Source organism: Mitsuokella jalaludinii (assembly GCF_928722185.1).
Classification (GTDB): domain Bacteria; phylum Bacillota; class Negativicutes; order Selenomonadales; family Selenomonadaceae; genus Mitsuokella; species Mitsuokella jalaludinii.
On the sequence record NZ_CAKMXA010000001.1, the window covers coordinates 47,385 to 63,688 of the forward strand.

Below are 16,304 nucleotides of genomic sequence, written 5' to 3' on the forward strand. Positions count from 1 at the left end.
TGGCATCGTGTCAGCACGTCTTTTATCCAGGAGGTGTACGTATCGATGGAAATGACGCCGATGATGCAGCAGTATCTCGCGACAAAGGAACAGAATCCGGGCGCGATCCTGTTTTTCCGCTTAGGCGATTTTTATGAGATGTTCTTTGAAGATGCCAAGCTCGTCTCGAAGGAGCTTGGCCTGACGCTGACGAGCCGCAGCAAAGGACAGGATGCGCCGATGTGCGGCGTGCCGTATCATGCAGCCGAGACGTATGTCAACAAGCTCGTCAAGCGCGGCTACAAGGTGGCCATCGCCGAGCAGATCGGCGACCCGAAGGCGAAGGGCCTGACGAAGCGCGAGGTCATCAAGGTCGTGACGCCGGGCACGATCCTCTCGGAGTCGGCCCTGCAGGCGACGCAGAACAACTACATCGCGCTCATCTATGAAGCGGGCGAGAAGATCGTGCTCGCCGGTGCCGACATCTCGACGGGCGAGTGCTTCTACGGCATCTACGAGGGCGGCAACCGCCTGCAGATGCTCCTCGATGAACTCTACCGCCTGATGATGCCGGAGCTCCTCGTTGTCGGCGAGCCGTCATTTGCAGATGCGCTCAAGGAGTTCGCTGCTCTGCGCCTGCCGCACTGTTCGTTCACGCCGATTGCGGAGATCTCGCACAACGTCGAGGACCGCATCGTCGAGCACTTCGAGGCGGCGCAGCGACCGGCGCAGGAAGAGGCGCAGGAGGCAGTGGCGACGCTGCTCGACTACCTGCACGAGACGGTCCGCACAGACCTCACGCAGCTCAACCAGCTGGCGTACCTCGATGCCTCGGAGAATCTCGTCGTCGACACGTACACGCTGCGCAATCTCGAGATCACGCGCAACCTGCGCGACGGCGGCAAGAAGAACACGCTCTTAGACGTCCTCGACTTCACGGAGACGGCGATGGGTAGCCGCCTCCTGAAGAAGTGGCTCGAGTACCCGCTTTTGAGCATCGCGGGCATCACGCAGCGCCTCGATGCCGTCGAGGAACTCGTCCGTGATTTCTCGCTGCGCGGCGGCGTGCGCGACGGCTGCCGCGAGATCCACGACTTCGAGCGCCTCCTGACGCGCATCGAGGTCGGCACGGCCAATGCGCGCGACCTCATCGCGCTCAAGGTCTCTCTGCGCTGTCTGCCAGGGATCCGCGAGAAGCTGAAGGGGGCAAAGTCTTCGATGCTCAAGCAGGCCGAGGCGAAGGTGGAGACCTTCGATGATCTCGTCGACCTCTTGGAGCGCGCGATTGTCGAGGACCCGGGCATCAGCCTGCGCGAGGGCGGCATCATCAAGACGGGCTACAACGAGGAGCTCGACGAGTACCGCCGCATCTCGCACGACAGCAAGGCGATGCTGCAGGAGATTGAGGAGCGCGAGAAGGAGCAGACGGGCATCAAGGCGCTGAAGATCGGCTACAACAAGGTCTTCGGCTACTACATCGAGGTGCGCCACAGCGGTGCGGACCGCGTGCCGGACCGCTACATCCGCAAGCAGACGCTCGCGAATGCTGAGCGCTACATCACGGAGGAGCTCAAGGAATTCGAGACGAAGATCCTCGGCGCGCAGGAGAAGATCGTCCACATCGAGTACAATCTCTTCACCGATGTGCGCGAAGAAGTCAAGGCGCACCTGACGGAGATCCAGCAGACGGCGCATGAGATCGCGCTCGTCGATGTGCTCGCGAGCCTCGCGGAGGCGGCCAGCACCTACAACTACGTGCGCCCCTCGATGCGGACGGACGGCGTCATCGACATCAAGGACGGCCGCCATCCGCTCGTCGAGCGCATCCTGACGCGCGACCTCTTCGTGCCGAACGACGCGCATCTCGACCACAAGGACTGCGAGATCATGCTGATCACGGGACCGAACATGGCGGGTAAGTCGACGTACATGCGCCAGGTGGCTCTCTTGACGCTCATGGCGCAGATCGGCAGCTTCATCCCCGCGCGCGAGGCCGCCATCTCGCCGGTCGACCGCATCTTCACGCGCATTGGCGCGAGCGACGACCTCGTCAGCGGTCAGAGCACCTTCATGGTCGAGATGAATGAAGTCGCGCAGATCCTCAAGTACGCGACGAAGGACAGCCTTGTCATCCTCGATGAGATTGGCCGCGGCACGAGCACGTTCGACGGCATGAGCATCGCGCGCGCCGTCATCGAGCACATCGAGAAGAAGGTCCACGCCAAGACGCTCTTCGCGACGCACTATCACGAGCTCACGGACCTCGAGGATGATAAGATCAAGAATTTCTGCGTGGCCGTCAAGGAGCGCGGCAACCAGGTCGCCTTCCTGCGGCGTATCGTGCGCGGTGCGGCCGACAAGTCGTACGGCATCCATGTCGCGCGGCTCGCGGGCCTGCCGAAGTCGGTCACGAGCCGCGCCGAGGAGATTCTCGCGATGCTCGAGGCGGAGGCGCCGGACGCAACGGCCGCTGCCAGAGCGGAGCAGGCGGAAGGCCGTGCGGCAAAGGCCGAGCCTGCTGCACAGGATATGGGCTCTCTCTTTGCCTCGAGCCTCAGCGACACCTTGCTCGCGCTCGATGTCATGACGATGACGCCGCTCGAGGCGATGAATGAGCTCTACCGCCTGCAGGAGCAGGCCAAGAGGGAGGCTGGTAAAGCATGACGATGATCCATGTACTTGACGACAATACCATCAACAAGATTGCGGCTGGCGAAGTCGTGGAGCGGCCGGCGTCTGTCATCAAGGAGCTCGTCGAGAATGCGATGGATGCGGGCGCGACTCGCATCGAAGTCGAGATCATGGCGGGCGGTACGAGCTTCATGCGCGTGACGGACAACGGCCGGGGCATGAGTGCGGAGGACGCGCACCTCGCGATCCTGCGCCATGCGACGAGCAAGATCCGCGAAGTCGGTGACCTCAATACCGTCGGTACGCTGGGCTTCCGCGGCGAGGCCCTGCCGACGATCGCGTCCGTCTCGCGCTTCACGCTCTTGACGCGCCGCGAGGGTGACGACCTCGGCACGCGCGTGACCATCACGGGCGGCAAGGAGCCGGACTTCATCGAGGCGGGCTGCAATATCGGCACGACGGTCAAGGTAGAGGACCTCTTCTTCAATACGCCGGCGCGCAAGAAATTCCTCAAGACGAATCACACGGAGGGCTCGCGCATCAACGATTTCATCGTCAAGCTCGCGCTCTCGCGTCCCGACATCGAGTTCCACTTCATCAACAACAACAAGATGTCCGTCGTGACGCCTGGCACGGGCAACCTCTACGACACGATACAGGCCATCTATGGCGGAAAGACAGCTGACTCTCTCCTGGGGCTCACGCTTGAGGACGAGGACATCAAGATCTCCGGCTACATCACAAAGCCGTCGATGCTCAAGAGCAGCCGCGCCTGGCAGACGTACATCGTCAATTCGCGCATCATCCAGAACCGCGCAATCGCCAAGGCCATCGACAATGCCTACAAGTCTCTGATCCCGAAGAGCGGCTTCCCACTGGCGGTCCTCTGCATTGAGGTGCCGCAACGCACGATCGATGTCAACGTGCACCCGCAGAAGAGTGAGCTCAAATTCGAGGACGAGAGCCGCGTCTTCAAGGCCGTCTACAAGGCCGTGCTCGACGCCATCCGCCCGGCAGGGCGGGGCCTTGGCGAAGTGGCTGCCGTCGTGGAGAAGCCGGAGCAGCACGTGACGATGGAGCCCATGCAGTTCGTGCCGGCGACAGAGCCGCTCGCTGAGCCCATCATCCCGCAGTGGCCGCAGGCTGAGGCGCGCCCTGCAGGGCAGCCAGCGGTGCAGCGAGCTCAGCCCAAAACAATCTATGAGGCCGTGCATCGCACGGCGCCCATCTCTGCTCGTACTATGGCGGGCTTCTCGGCCGCGCAGCAAAGCCTGCGCGAGGAGCGCGGGGCGGCAGCGATGCCTGACTCAAGCGTTCTTGATCACCCGGGCATGGTGGCGGAATCGTCGGCCCCGGCCATGAAGTCCGGTGTCGACGCAGAGGCTTCGCCATGCCAGGAAGGGGAGGTCCTCCAGTACGATGGCTCGGTCGTGCCAATCGGCCAGGTTGACCTGACCTACATCATCGCGCAGGACGCCAAGGGGCTCTACATCGTCGACCAGCACGCGGCGCACGAGCGCATCCTGTTCGACAAGTTCTCGGCGATGGCGGGCGACATCCCGTCGCAGCAGTTGCTTGTCCACCAGATCTTGAGCTTTGACCGCAAGGAGGCGGAGCTCGTTGCGTCGCATCAGGAGCTCTTTGCATCGCTCGGCTTCCATATGGAGATGAGCGGCAATCAGGAATTCCGCCTCATCGAGGTGCCCGCCGATGTGCCCGTCAGTGAGGCAGAGGATATCATCCGCGAGATCCTGACGAATCTCATGGACATGCACGAGACGACGGCGAAGGAAATCCGCCAGGCCTGCCTCGCGACGACGGCCTGCCGTGCGGCCATCAAGGCCGGCGAGGAATTGAGCTTCCGCCAGATGCAGATCATCCTCGATGCGCTCGCGCACACGGCGTTCCCCTACACCTGCCCGCACGGCCGCCCGACCATCCTGAAGTTCAGCAGTGAAGAGCTGGCCAAGATGTTCAAGCGCACGGGCTTTGGCTTTTGAGTTTATATATTTGGAGGATGATACGATGGTTCAGGCAATCGCAACGACGGGCCGCAAGTGCACGGATGATGCCGTCTCCCTGGCAAAATGGGCGGCGGAGCACGCGAAGATCCCCTATGTGCCGCGCGCGAATCTCTCGGGCCAAGCCCTGCGCGAGCGCTACGGGGTCGACTTCATCCTGATCGCGAAGCAGGGGCTGCTGACGCTCTCGACACCGGCAGGCGATCTCTTCTTCCACCCGAATATGGCGCATCTGCGCCTCAAGAACCTGCGCTTCGGCAGCGCGGGCACGGGCGACCGCATGGTCGAGGCCATGGGCCTTTCGCACGGCATGAGCGTGCTCGACTGCACGCTCGGCTTCGGCGCCGATGCAATCGTCGCGAGCTTTGCCGTGGGCCCGGAGGGAAAGGTCACGGGCATCGAGTCGCAGCCGCTCATCGAGACGGTCGTCGGCTACGGCCTCGCGCACTTCAAGGCGGAGAACTGGCCGATACAGGAGGCCATGCGCGGCATCGAGACGGTCTGCGCAGATGCCTTCTCGTACCTGAAGCAGCAGGAGGATGACTCGGTCGACGTCGTCTACTTCGATCCGATGTTCCGGCATCCGCTGCTCGAGAGCCGCAGTCTCTCGCCGCTGCGCACGGTGGCCAACCACGCACCCGTCTCGCCGGCGATGATCGAGGAGGCCTGCCGTGTCGCAAGGCGCCGTGTCGTCTTCAAGGAGAACGCGCGCAGCCTGGAGTTCGAGCGGCTCGGCTTCACGCAGATCATGGGCGGCCGCTACAGCAAGGTCCACTACGGCGTGCGCATCCTCTGAGCATCCTTCTGAGGATGTTTCCCGATACACTTTTTTGAGGCACTTCCTGCGGGAAGTGTCTTTTTACATTGATTTATGTGCTTCTTGATGATACAATAAAAAAGAATGATTTGATCGGATAAAAACTTCATACTACCATTCCTGCGCGACGTTCATCATGACAGATGCCTTGCATCGTTCGAGGCAGCACGGATTTCTTGTCATGTTCAGGGGAGCGTCCCCTTAGCGCGTCATAAGAGTTGGAATGAGACGATAGGGGATTTCTATCCAGCAACTATACACGACGTATATCAAAATAAAGATGTATCATAAATTTGGCATTTGCATTCTGCTATGAGATGCAGCAAACACTTTGGAGGTGTACTTTTTGGCTAAAGGAGCACAGAAATTACAGATCATCCCTCTCGGAGGCCTGGGGGAGATCGGCAAGAATATGACAGTCATCCGCGTGGATGACGAGATTCTCGTCATTGATTCGGGCCTGATGTTCCCGGATGAGGACATGCTCGGCATCGACCTCGTCATCCCGGACATCAGCTACCTCATCGAGAACAAGGATAAGATCAAGGCCATCGTGCTGACGCACGGCCACGAGGATCACATCGGCGCACTGCCGTACGTCCTCAAGAAAATCAATGTGCCGGTCTACGGCACGCGCCTGACGCTCGGCATCCTCGAGGGCCGCCTCAAGGAGAACGGCGTTGACTCGAGCAACCTGCACTCGGTCATGCAGGGCGACATCATCAATGTCGGCTGCTTCAGTGTCGGCTTCATCCGCGTCAATCACTCGATCCCTGACGCCGTCGGCCTCTCCATCAAGACGCCGGTCGGCATGATCGTGCACACGGGCGACTTCAAGCTCGACTACACGCCGATTGACGGCAAGATGACGGACTTCCGCCGCTTCTCCGACCTCGGCAACCGCGGTGTCCTCGTGCTCATGGCGGATTCGACGAATTCGGAGCGCGAGGGCCATACGCCGTCGGAGCGCACGGTCGGTGCGGCATTTGACCGCGCTTTCCACAATGCGCGCGGTCGCATCATCGTCGCGACGTTCTCGTCGAACGTCCACCGCATCCAGCAGGTCATCGACACGGCTGTGCGCTACAAGCGCCACGTCGCCGTGCTCGGCCGCAGCATGGTCAACGTCGTCAACATCTCACTCGAGCTCGGCTACATCACGGCGCCTGAAGGCACGATTGTCGATATCGACGAGATCCACAACTACCGCATGGAGCAGATGGTCATCATCACGACGGGCAGCCAGGGCGAGCCGATGTCGGCTCTGACGCGCATGTCGATGTCCGACCACCGCAAGGTCGGCATCGTGCCGGGCGACACGGTCATCATCTCGGCTACGCCGATTCCGGGCAACGAGAAGCTCGTTTCGAAGACGATCGACAACCTCATGAAGCTCGGCGCCAACGTCATCTACGGCCGCAATCAGGGCATCCACGTCTCGGGCCATGCGAGCCGCGAGGAGCTCAAGCTCATGCACAATCTCGTGCGCCCGAAGTTCTTCATCCCGGTCCACGGCGAGTACCATCACCTCGTGCAGCACGCCCGCCTCGCGCGCGAGCTCGGCATGCCGAAGGAGAATATCTTCATCAGCGAGAACGGTCAGATCCTGGAGTTCACGCGCGATAAGGGCCAGGTGGCCGGCAAGGTCACGGCTGGCATGGTCATGGTCGATGGCCTCGGCGTCGGCGATGTCGGCAACATCGTGCTGCGCGACCGCCGCCAGCTCTCGCAGGACGGCATCCTGATCGTCGTCGTCACGATGAACAAGCAGACGCACCGCGTCGTCGCAGGGCCGGACATCGTCTCGCGCGGCTTTGTCTATGTGCGCGAGTCTGAAGCGCTGATGGACGAGGCCACGGCACGCGTGCAGCAGGCACTCGACCGCTGCGAGGACGAGAAGGTCAAGGAGTGGGCCGCCATCAAGTCGAATGTGCGCGATGCGCTGGGCCGCTACCTCTTCGAGAAGACGCGCCGCCGCCCGATGATCCTGCCAATCATCATGGAAGTCTGAGCGTACCATCGTACCATATGGAATCTGAGCCGGAGCTGCGTCTCCGGCTTTTCTGCTGATTGTATCACATAGACCGTATCACAAGAGGAAAACGGGAAGGAGTGAAAGCATGCCGTTTACCCACCTCCATGTCCACACGGAATACAGCCTGCTCGACGGTGCGAGCCGCATCAAGGAGCTCATCAAGACGACGAAAGAGCTCGGCATGGACAGCATCGCCATCACCGACCACGGCGCCATGTACGGCGTCATCGACTTCTACAAGGAAGCCAAGAAGCAGGGCGTGAAGCCCATCATCGGCTGCGAGGTCTACGTAGCCCCGGGCGCGCGCCAGGAACACCGCGAGGTCAATGGTGTGCGCTATTACCACCTGATCCTGCTCGCGGAGAACCAGACGGGCTACCGCAATCTCGTTAAGCTCGTCTCGCTGGCCAACATCGAGGGCATGTACTACAAGCCGCGCGTCGACAAGGATCTCCTGCGCCAGTACCATGAGGGCATCATCTGCCTGTCGGCCTGCATCGCCGGTGAGATCCCGCGCGCCATCCTGCAGGACAACCTCGAGCATGCCGATGCGCTCGTGCGCGAGTACCTCGAGATCTTCGGCCGCGAGAACTTCTTCCTCGAGATCCAGAACCACGGCCTGCCGGAGGAGCGCAAGGCAAACGCCGCACTCGTCGAGCTTGCGAAGAAGTACGATGTCGGGCTCGTCGCGACGAACGACCTGCATTACGTGCACCGCGAGGACAGCGAGTTCCACGACATCCTGCTCTGCATCCAGATGAACAAGACGTTCGACGACCCCGACCGCATGCGCTTCCCGAGCGACGACTACTATCTGAAATCGCCGGAGGAGATGGCGGCGCTCTTCCCGGACCTTCCGGAGGCCATCGCCAACACCGAGAAGATTGCCGCGCGCTGTGAGGTCGACTTCACCTTCGGCCAGCTGCAGTTGCCGTACTACCCAATCCCCGCGCCGTATGCCGACGATGAAGCGTATCTGCGCCACCTCTGTGAGGAGAACTTGCCGCGCCGCTATGGGGCGGTCACGGAAAGGATCCGTGAGCGCCTCGAGTACGAGCTCGGCATCATCCACCGCATGGGCTACGACAGCTACTTCCTCATTGTCTGGGACTTCATCAACTACTCGCGCGAGCACGGCATCGGCGTCGGTCCGGGGCGCGGTTCGGCCGCAGGCAGCATCGTCGCCTACCTGCTCGGCATCACGGACCTCGACCCGCTGCAGTACGACCTGCTCTTTGAGCGCTTCCTGAATCCGGAGCGCGTGACGATGCCGGATATCGATGTCGACTTCGACTACATCCAGCGCGGCAAGGTCATCGACTACGTCAAGGAGCGCTACGGCTACGATCACGTCGCGCAGATTGTCACCTTCGGCACGATGGCGGCGAAGGGCGCTATCCGCGATGTCGGGCGCGTGCTCAACCTGCCGTACGCCGAGGTCGCAGAGATCGCGAAGCTTGTGCCGAACGAGCTCAAGATCACGCTCGACAAGGCGATGCAGGAGTCAGCCGACTTCCGCAAAGCGTACGAGAGTAGCGAGGACATCCGCCGCCTCATCGACCTGGCGCGCAAGATTGAGGGCCTGCCGCGTCACTCATCGACGCATGCCGCCGGTGTCGTGATTGCGCGCCACCCGCTGACGGACTACGTGCCGGTCTCCATCTCGGAGGGCACGCTCGTCACGGAGTACGACAAGGACCACGTCGAGGAGCTCGGCCTCCTCAAGATGGACTTCCTCGGCCTGCGCACGCTGACGGTCATCAGCGATACGATCGCGAACATCGAGAAGAGCCGCCACGAGACGGTCGACATCGAGAAGATCCCATTGACGGACGAGCTGACCTCGAAAATGCTCTGCGAGGGTAAGACGGGGGCGGTGTTCCAGATGGAGTCGGCCGGCATGACGCAGCTCGTGCGCGATCTCGCACCGGAGAACTTCGCCGACCTCATCCCGCTCGTCGCCCTCTACCGCCCGGGCCCGCTCGGCAGCGGCATGGTCGAGGATTTCATCAAGGGACGCCACGGGGAAAAGGAAGTCACATACATGCACCCACTCTTAGAGCCCATCCTCAAGGAGACGTTCGGTGTCGTGCTCTACCAGGAGCAGGTCATGCAGATCGTGCAGGTGCTCGCGGGCTTCACGCTCGGCCAGGCAGACCTCCTGCGCCGCGCGATGGGCAAGAAGAAGCACGAGATCCTGATGGCGCAGAAAGAGAACTTCCTCGCCGGCTGCGAGAAGAACCACATCGAGGCAGGGCTTGCCAACACGATCTTCGATCTCTTGACGCACTTTGCCGACTACGGCTTCAATAAGTCGCACAGTGCGGCGTATGCGCTCGTCGCCTGGCAGACGGCTTATCTCAAGGCGCACTACCCGGCAGAGTTCATGGCGGCGATGCTCACGAGCATCATGGACACGCCGAAGGTTGCGACGTACATCGAGCTCTGCCGCCGCATGGGCATCAAGATCCTGCCGCCGGACATCAATGCGAGCTCTGCGTACTTCAGCGTCGACGGGGCAGCCATTCGCTTTGGCCTCGCTGCCGTGCGCAATGTCGGCGAGACGGCCATCGAGAACGTCGCGCGCATCCGCGAGGACGGCGGCCCGTTCAGCTCGCTCTCCGACTTCTGCCGCCGCGTCGACATGCGCGTTGTCAACCGCCGCGTCATCGAGAGTCTCATCAAGTGCGGCGCGTTCGACTCGTTCGGCGCGAAGCGCAGCCAGCTCCTGGCCATCTTGCCGCAGACTGTCATGGAAGCAGCCCAGCAGCAGAAGGACGCGGTGAGCGGCCAGATGGGACTGTTCTCCGACGAGACGATCGAGGAGACAGGCATGCTGCAGCTGCCGGACATCGATGAGGTGCCGAAGGCGGAGCTGCTGAACTGGGAGAAGGAGGCGACGGGCTTCTACATCACGGGCCATCCCTTGGACCAGTACGCCGCGAAGCTTGAGAATCTGCCGCACATCGGCAGCCTGCAGCCGGATGCCGTGCGCGACAAACAGGTCGTGCGCATCGGCGGCATGCTGACGGAGGCGAAGCGCATCACGACGAAGAAGGGGGACACAATGTGCTTTGCGACGGTCGAGGATTTTACCGACTCCGTCGAAGTCACCGTCTTCCCGCGCACGTTCTACCAGAACATGAACCTGCTCGTGCCAGATACGCCTGTCGTCGTGCAGGGCCGCATCGACATGACGGACGAGTCGGTCAAGATCATCGCTGATTCTGTCTGGGCGCTCAAGGACTACCGCTTTGCCTATTACATCGAGCTGCCACCGGGCGGCCTTCCGGAGACGAAGCGTGAGGAGATGAAGCAGCTCATCGTTGCGCACCACGGCGCATACGCGACATTCTTCCACTCGGGCGGCCACTGGCAGAAGGCCCGCGAGAATTTCTGGCTCGATGACGCGGCGGAGACATTCCAGCGGCTCGAGTCCATCGTCGGTGCGAGCAAAGTCCGGAAGCGCTGAGCGCGCCTTGTTGCGGGAAGCGGAAATGGATGATAGAATAAGGATGATTTGTCCTTCTCTTGAGGGAAAATGAGGGAACATAAGGAGTTTGAAACGATATTGAAACAGAGGACTATCGGCCGTCTCCTGCTCGCGGGCGGGCTTGCGCTGGCACTCATCGTGCCGCAGCTCACCGCCACGCCTGCTCAGGCAGAGGCTGTCTATGATATCAAAGAGATGCCGCGCCCGGATATCCCGGGGCTCGTCATCAGCCCCGATGACCCGCTGCAGAACCTGACGGCGCGCTCGGCCGTCGTCATCGACGCCGCGTCGGGCCAGGTGATCTACGAGCGCAACAAGGACGAGCGCCGCTTCCCGGCGAGCACGACGAAGATCATGACGCTCATCCTGGCGCTCGAGCACTCGAACATGGATGACATGGTGACCGTCAGCAGCAATGCGGCCGGCACGGAGGGCTCCACGCTCTGGCTCGAAGCGGGCGAGAAGATCCGCATGGGCGACCTGCTCTACGGCATGATGATGCACTCCGGCAACGATGCGACCGTCGCTGTCGCCGAGCACATCGCGGGCTCTGTCGACAAGTTCGCCGTGATGATGACGGAGAAGGCGCACGAGATTGGCGCCGTCAACACGAACTTTGCCAATGCCAATGGCCTGCCGCGCGACGACCACTACACGACGGCCTACGACCTCGCGAAGATCACGGCTTACGGCTACCGCGTGCCGGGTTTCGAGAAAATCGTCAGTACGAAGGAGATCGACTTCGACTGGGTCAAGGACTCGTCGCATCACCTGCGCAACGAGAACCAGATGCTCTGGCTCTACCGCGGTGCGAACGGCGTCAAGACGGGCTACACGGATGCCGCCGGCCGCTGCCTCGTCTCGGGCGCGAAGAAGGACGGCCTGCAGCTCGTCGCCGTCGTGCTCGACTCGGTCTACATGTGGAACGACTCTATCAAGCTGCTCGACTACGGCTTCGCGCATGTGGAGCCGGATACGATCGTCCATGAGGGCGATGTAGCGGGCTATGCAAGTGTCGCGGGCGGCACGGGCCGCAAGCTGCCACTCATGGCCGCTGAGACGCTGACGCTTGCCAAGCTCAAGGGCGAGGGCGAAGCCTACAAGACGCGCATCGAGGCCGATGGCCTGCGCGCCCCCATCAAGGAAGGCGATACCGTCGGACGTCTCGTCGTGGAACTCGACGGCAAGGAAGTCGCTTCGACCGATCTGCTCGCCGGAGCGGACGTCACGCGCCGCTCGTTCTTCCTGACCGTCTGGAACTTCCTGCGGTCACTGGTGAAAGGATGATGGCGATGGCAGAAGAACGCTTGCAGAAGATCATCAGCCAGGCCGGCATCGCCTCAAGGCGCGCGGCGGAGAAGATGATCTTGGAGGGCCGCGTCAGAGTTGACGGCAAAGTCGTGCGCGAGCTCGGCACGAAGGTCGATTCCGCAGCACATGCCATCACGGTCGATGGCAGGGCAATCGGCGGGGTGGAGCATCATGTCTACCTGCTCTTGAACAAGCCGAAGGGCTATCTCTCGACGGCGAAGGATGACCGCGGCCGCCGCACGGTGCTCGACCTCCTGCCGGAAGTGAAGGAGCGCGTCTACCCGGTCGGCCGCCTCGACAACAACACGGAAGGGCTCTTGCTCATCACGAATGACGGCACCTTGATGAACGGCCTCCTGCATCCGCGCTTTGAGGTCGAGAAGACGTACCATGCGGGCGTGACTGGGCAGCTGACGGAGGAAAAGCTTCAGATGCTCCGGGATGGACTGCTGCTCGAGGACGGTATGACGGCTCCAGCGAAGGTCAGCCTGCTCCCTGAGCGCGAGCTCAGTGAGCGCGAGCGCGGTTTCACGCGCGTGTCTATCGCGATACACGAGGGGCGCAATCGCCAGGTCCGCCGCATGTTCGCAGCCGTCGGCTGTGATGTCAAGGCCTTAAAGCGCGTGCGCTTTGCCGACCTGACGCTGAAGGGCGTCGCGCGCGGCCATCACCGCACCCTGACGCAGGAAGAAGTCAGCAGGCTCTACAGATTGGCGGGGTTAACGAGATGAAACAGATTCTAGTCATAGGAGCCGGCCCAGCCGGCATGATGGCCGCCATCCGCGCGGCCGAGAACGGTGCGGCGGTCACTCTGCTCGAGAAGATGAAGCGGCCTGGCCGCAAGATGATGATCACGGGCAAGGGGCGCTGCAACATCACGAATGCCGCCGATGTGCCAGAGATCATCCGCAACATCCACGGCAACGGCGCCTTCCTCAACAGCTCGATGCGCGCCTTCGATAATCAGGATGTCATGGAGTTCTTCCGGCAGCAGGGCGTGCCCGTGAAGGTCGAGCGCGGTAATCGCGTCTTCCCCGTCAGCGACAAAGCACAGGACGTCGTCGACGCGATGGTGCATCGGCTGCATGAGCTCGGCGTCCGCATCGAGCTCGAGATGCCCGTCGCGGACATCCTGTTGCAGGAGGGGCGCGTGGCGGGCGTGCGCACGAAGTCGGGCGCGCACTACAAGGCCGATGCCGTGATCCTTGCGGTGGGCGGTGCCTCGTATCCGGGCACGGGCTCGACGGGCGATGGCTACGAGATGGCAAGGAAGCTCGGCCACACGGTCGTGCCGCTGCGCCCGTCGCTCGTGCCGCTCGAGACAGAAGAAGAGTGGGTCAAAGATGTCCAGGGCCTATCGCTTCGCAATGTCCGCGCGACACTTCTCGCTGGCGGCGAGAAAGTGCAGGAGATGTTCGGCGAGATGATGTTCACGCACTTCGGTGTGACGGGCCCCATCATCCTCTCGATGAGCCGCAGGGCGGCCAAGTGCCTTGCCGAGGGGAAGTTCGTCGAGCTCGAGCTCAACCTCAAGCCGGCGCTGACGCCGGAGAAGCTCGATGCGCGCATCCAGCGCGACTTCGGGCAGCACATCCGCAAGTCGCTGAAGAACGGTCTCTTGGACCTCCTGCCGCATAAGCTCATCGAGCCGGTGCTTGACTGCGCCTACCTCGACCCGGAAAAGCCGGTCCACCAGGTCACGGCGGAGGAGCGCCACCGCCTCGCGGAGACGCTGCAGCACTTGACGCTGACCATCACGAAGACGCGGCCGCTCGCTGAGGCCATCGTGACGGCTGGCGGCGTTTCCGTGCGGGAGATCAATCCGAAGACGATGGAGTCGAAGCTCGTGCCGGGCCTCTACTTCGCCGGCGAGGTTGTCGATGTCGATGCCTACACGGGCGGCTACAACCTGCAGGCGGCCTTCTCCATGGGCAATGCGGCCGGCTGCTGGAGTGTCTGGAACGACGATTGATGCGCTATTGAAGTATGATTGATGAATGGAGTGGAGGAACCTCTATGGAAAACACGAAGACGATTGCAAAGGCAAGGCAGGGGTTGCGCGGCACGATCGAGATCCCCGGCGACAAGTCCATCTCGCACCGCAGTGTCATGTTCTCGGCGCTCGGCTCGACGCCCGTGCACATCACGAACTTCCTGCACGCGCAGGACTGCCTCTCGACGGCGGCCTGCATGAAGGCGCTGGGCGCCTCTGTCGAGTTCGAGTCGGAGACGTCTCTTGTGGTCTGCGGCCACGGCCTGCACGGCCTCCGCGAAGCTTCCACAATCATCGATGCGGGCAACTCGGGCACGACACTGCGCCTCATGATGGGCATCCTTGCGCCGCAGCCGTTCTTGACGACCTTCACGGGCGATGCCTCGCTGCACAAGCGCCCGATGGGACGCGTCATCAAGCCGCTCTCGGCGATGGGCGCAAAGATCTACGGCCGCGAGAAGAACACGAAGCTGCCGATCACGATCGTGCCGGCTGAAGGGAAGCTGCACGGCATGGTCTACGAGAGCCCTGTCGCGAGTGCACAGGTCAAGTCGGCCATCTTGCTTTCCGGCATGTATGCCGACAGTCCGACGACTGTCATCGAGCCTTTCACCTCGCGCGACCACACGGAGCGCATGCTCGAGGCCTTCGGCGTCGAGACGAAGAAGGATGGCACGGCTGTGACGATTGAGCCTGTCGAATCGTTCCATGCGCCGTCATCCATCGAGGTTCCGGGCGACATCAGCTCGGCGGCCTACTGGCTCGTCGCGGGATCCGTCGTGCCGGGAAGCCACCTGCTCCTCAAGAACGTCGGCGTCAATCCGACGCGCACGGGCATCCTCGATGTCCTCGAGGCGATGGGCGCCAAGATTACGCTGGAGAACGAGCGCGTGAGCGGCGGCGAGGCGGCAGCTGACATTCGCGTCGAGGCGGCGAAGCTCCATGGCACGTCGTTCGGCGCCGAGATCATGCCGCGCCTCATCGATGAGATCCCGGTCCTCGCAGTGGCTGCGCTCTTTGCAGAGGGCGATACGGTCATCACGGGTGCCGGTGAGCTCCGCGTCAAGGAGACGGACCGCCTGCAGGCTGTCACGGACGAGTTCAACAAGCTCGCGCCGGGTGCTGTCGAGGCGAGCGAAGATGGCCTCGTCATCCACGGCGGCACGAAGGTGCGGGCGGCAACCTGCTTCTCGTACGATGACCATCGCATGGCGATGTCGCTTGCTATCCTCGGCGCGGCCGGAGAGGGCGCCGAGATCGAGCGCCCCGAGTGCGTGACGATCTCGTACCCGGCCTTCTACGACACGCTGGCTCGCCTGCAGGCATGAGTGCAGTACATATCAATTTGATTTGGGGGAATCTGTCTTGAAGAAACTCGTAGTAGCAATCGACGGGCCGGCGGGCGCCGGCAAGAGCACGGTCGCACAGCTCGCAGCCAAGGAACTGGGTTATACCTACATCGACACGGGGGCCATGTACCGCGCCGTGGCTTGGAAGGTCCTGCAGCAGGGCGGTGAGGTCACGGATGAGAAGATCCTCGCTGTCGTCCCCGACATCGACGTGGACCTCTCGTATGAGAACGGCAAGACGACGGTGCGCGTCGACGGCCAGGACGTCACGAGTGAGATCCGCACGCCGGAGGTCAGCCACATTGTCTCGAAGGTAGCTGCGCTCGGCCCCGTGCGCGAGAAGATGGTCGACCTGCAGCGCAAGATGGCAGAGCGCGGCGGCGTCCTCATGGACGGCCGCGACATCGCGACGAATGTGCTGCCGGGCGCTGATGTCAAGATCTACCTGACGGCCTCTATCGCGGAGCGCGCAAACCGCCGCTACAAGGAATTGCGAGAGAAAGGTCTCGCTGTTGACCTCGCGGATATCGAGCACGACATCGCCGCGCGCGACAAGGCCGACATGGAGCGCGAGATTTCGCCGCTCGTCCAGGCAGACGATGCGACGCTTCTCGATACGACGGGCATGACGATCCCGGAGGTCGTCGCTCGCATCATCGGAATGTGCAGGTGATA

At 62.2% G+C, this 16,304-nt stretch carries 10 protein-coding genes; all 10 read left to right on the forward strand.

Annotated features, from left to right (window positions below; translation table 11 throughout):
* Positions 1–45 precede the first annotated feature (45 nt).
* The gene (gene mutS, locus QDI87_RS00210) at positions 46–2,643 is read left to right on the forward strand and encodes a DNA mismatch repair protein MutS (protein WP_036375178.1); all 2,598 of its coding nucleotides are present in this window, start codon (positions 46–48) and stop codon (positions 2,641–2,643) included.
* Entirely contained in the window at positions 2,640–4,610 is a 1,971-nt protein-coding gene (gene mutL, locus QDI87_RS00215) for a DNA mismatch repair endonuclease MutL (protein WP_036375181.1), read from the forward strand. Before mutS ends, mutL begins: the two co-directional genes overlap by 4 nt.
* Positions 4,611–4,635: 25 nt before the next feature.
* Positions 4,636–5,427, forward strand: a complete 792-nt coding sequence (locus QDI87_RS00220; protein ID WP_081828404.1) for a class I SAM-dependent methyltransferase — start codon at positions 4,636–4,638, stop codon at positions 5,425–5,427.
* A 433-nt stretch (positions 5,428–5,860) separates the two neighbouring features.
* A complete protein-coding gene (locus tag QDI87_RS00225; protein ID WP_244881921.1) occupies positions 5,861–7,459 on the forward strand; it encodes a ribonuclease J in 1,599 nt (532 codons plus the stop codon).
* Between the two features lie 109 nt (positions 7,460–7,568).
* The gene (locus tag QDI87_RS00230; protein WP_036375188.1) at positions 7,569–10,955 is read left to right on the forward strand and encodes a DNA polymerase III subunit alpha; all 3,387 of its coding nucleotides are present in this window, start codon (positions 7,569–7,571) and stop codon (positions 10,953–10,955) included.
* A gap of 99 nt (positions 10,956–11,054) precedes the next feature.
* Positions 11,055–12,263, forward strand: coding sequence for a D-alanyl-D-alanine carboxypeptidase family protein (locus QDI87_RS00235; RefSeq protein WP_244881919.1), 1,209 nt, complete (start codon positions 11,055–11,057; stop codon positions 12,261–12,263).
* Between the two features lie 5 nt (positions 12,264–12,268).
* A complete protein-coding gene (locus tag QDI87_RS00240; RefSeq protein WP_036375473.1) occupies positions 12,269–13,018 on the forward strand; it encodes a pseudouridine synthase in 750 nt (249 codons plus the stop codon).
* A complete protein-coding gene (locus QDI87_RS00245) occupies positions 13,015–14,259 on the forward strand; it encodes an NAD(P)/FAD-dependent oxidoreductase (protein ID WP_036375193.1) in 1,245 nt (414 codons plus the stop codon). The genes QDI87_RS00240 and QDI87_RS00245 overlap by 4 nt, the downstream gene beginning before the upstream one ends.
* Positions 14,260–14,303: 44 nt before the next feature.
* A complete protein-coding gene (aroA, locus tag QDI87_RS00250; protein ID WP_278741910.1) occupies positions 14,304–15,608 on the forward strand; it encodes a 3-phosphoshikimate 1-carboxyvinyltransferase in 1,305 nt (434 codons plus the stop codon).
* A gap of 37 nt (positions 15,609–15,645) precedes the next feature.
* Positions 15,646–16,302, forward strand: a complete 657-nt coding sequence (gene cmk, locus QDI87_RS00255) for a (d)CMP kinase (protein ID WP_036375199.1) — start codon at positions 15,646–15,648, stop codon at positions 16,300–16,302.
* Positions 16,303–16,304: the final 2 nt, after the last annotated feature.

Bases quoted from the DNA above. Each gene is read 5' to 3' on its own strand.
- QDI87_RS00230 (WP_036375188.1), top strand. From the start codon at position 7,569: ATGCCGTTTACCCACCTCCATGTCCACACGGAATACAGCCTGCTCGAC.
- aroA (WP_278741910.1), top strand. From the start codon at position 14,304: ATGGAAAACACGAAGACGATTGCAAAGGCAAGGCAGGGGTTGCGCGGC.
- mutS (WP_036375178.1), top strand. From the start codon at position 46: ATGGAAATGACGCCGATGATGCAGCAGTATCTCGCGACAAAGGAACAG.
- mutL (WP_036375181.1), top strand. From the start codon at position 2,640: ATGACGATGATCCATGTACTTGACGACAATACCATCAACAAGATTGCG.
- QDI87_RS00240 (WP_036375473.1), top strand. From the start codon at position 12,269: ATGGCAGAAGAACGCTTGCAGAAGATCATCAGCCAGGCCGGCATCGCC.
- QDI87_RS00245 (WP_036375193.1), top strand. From the start codon at position 13,015: ATGAAACAGATTCTAGTCATAGGAGCCGGCCCAGCCGGCATGATGGCC.
- QDI87_RS00220 (WP_081828404.1), top strand. From the start codon at position 4,636: ATGGTTCAGGCAATCGCAACGACGGGCCGCAAGTGCACGGATGATGCC.
- QDI87_RS00225 (WP_244881921.1), top strand. From the start codon at position 5,861: ATGACAGTCATCCGCGTGGATGACGAGATTCTCGTCATTGATTCGGGC.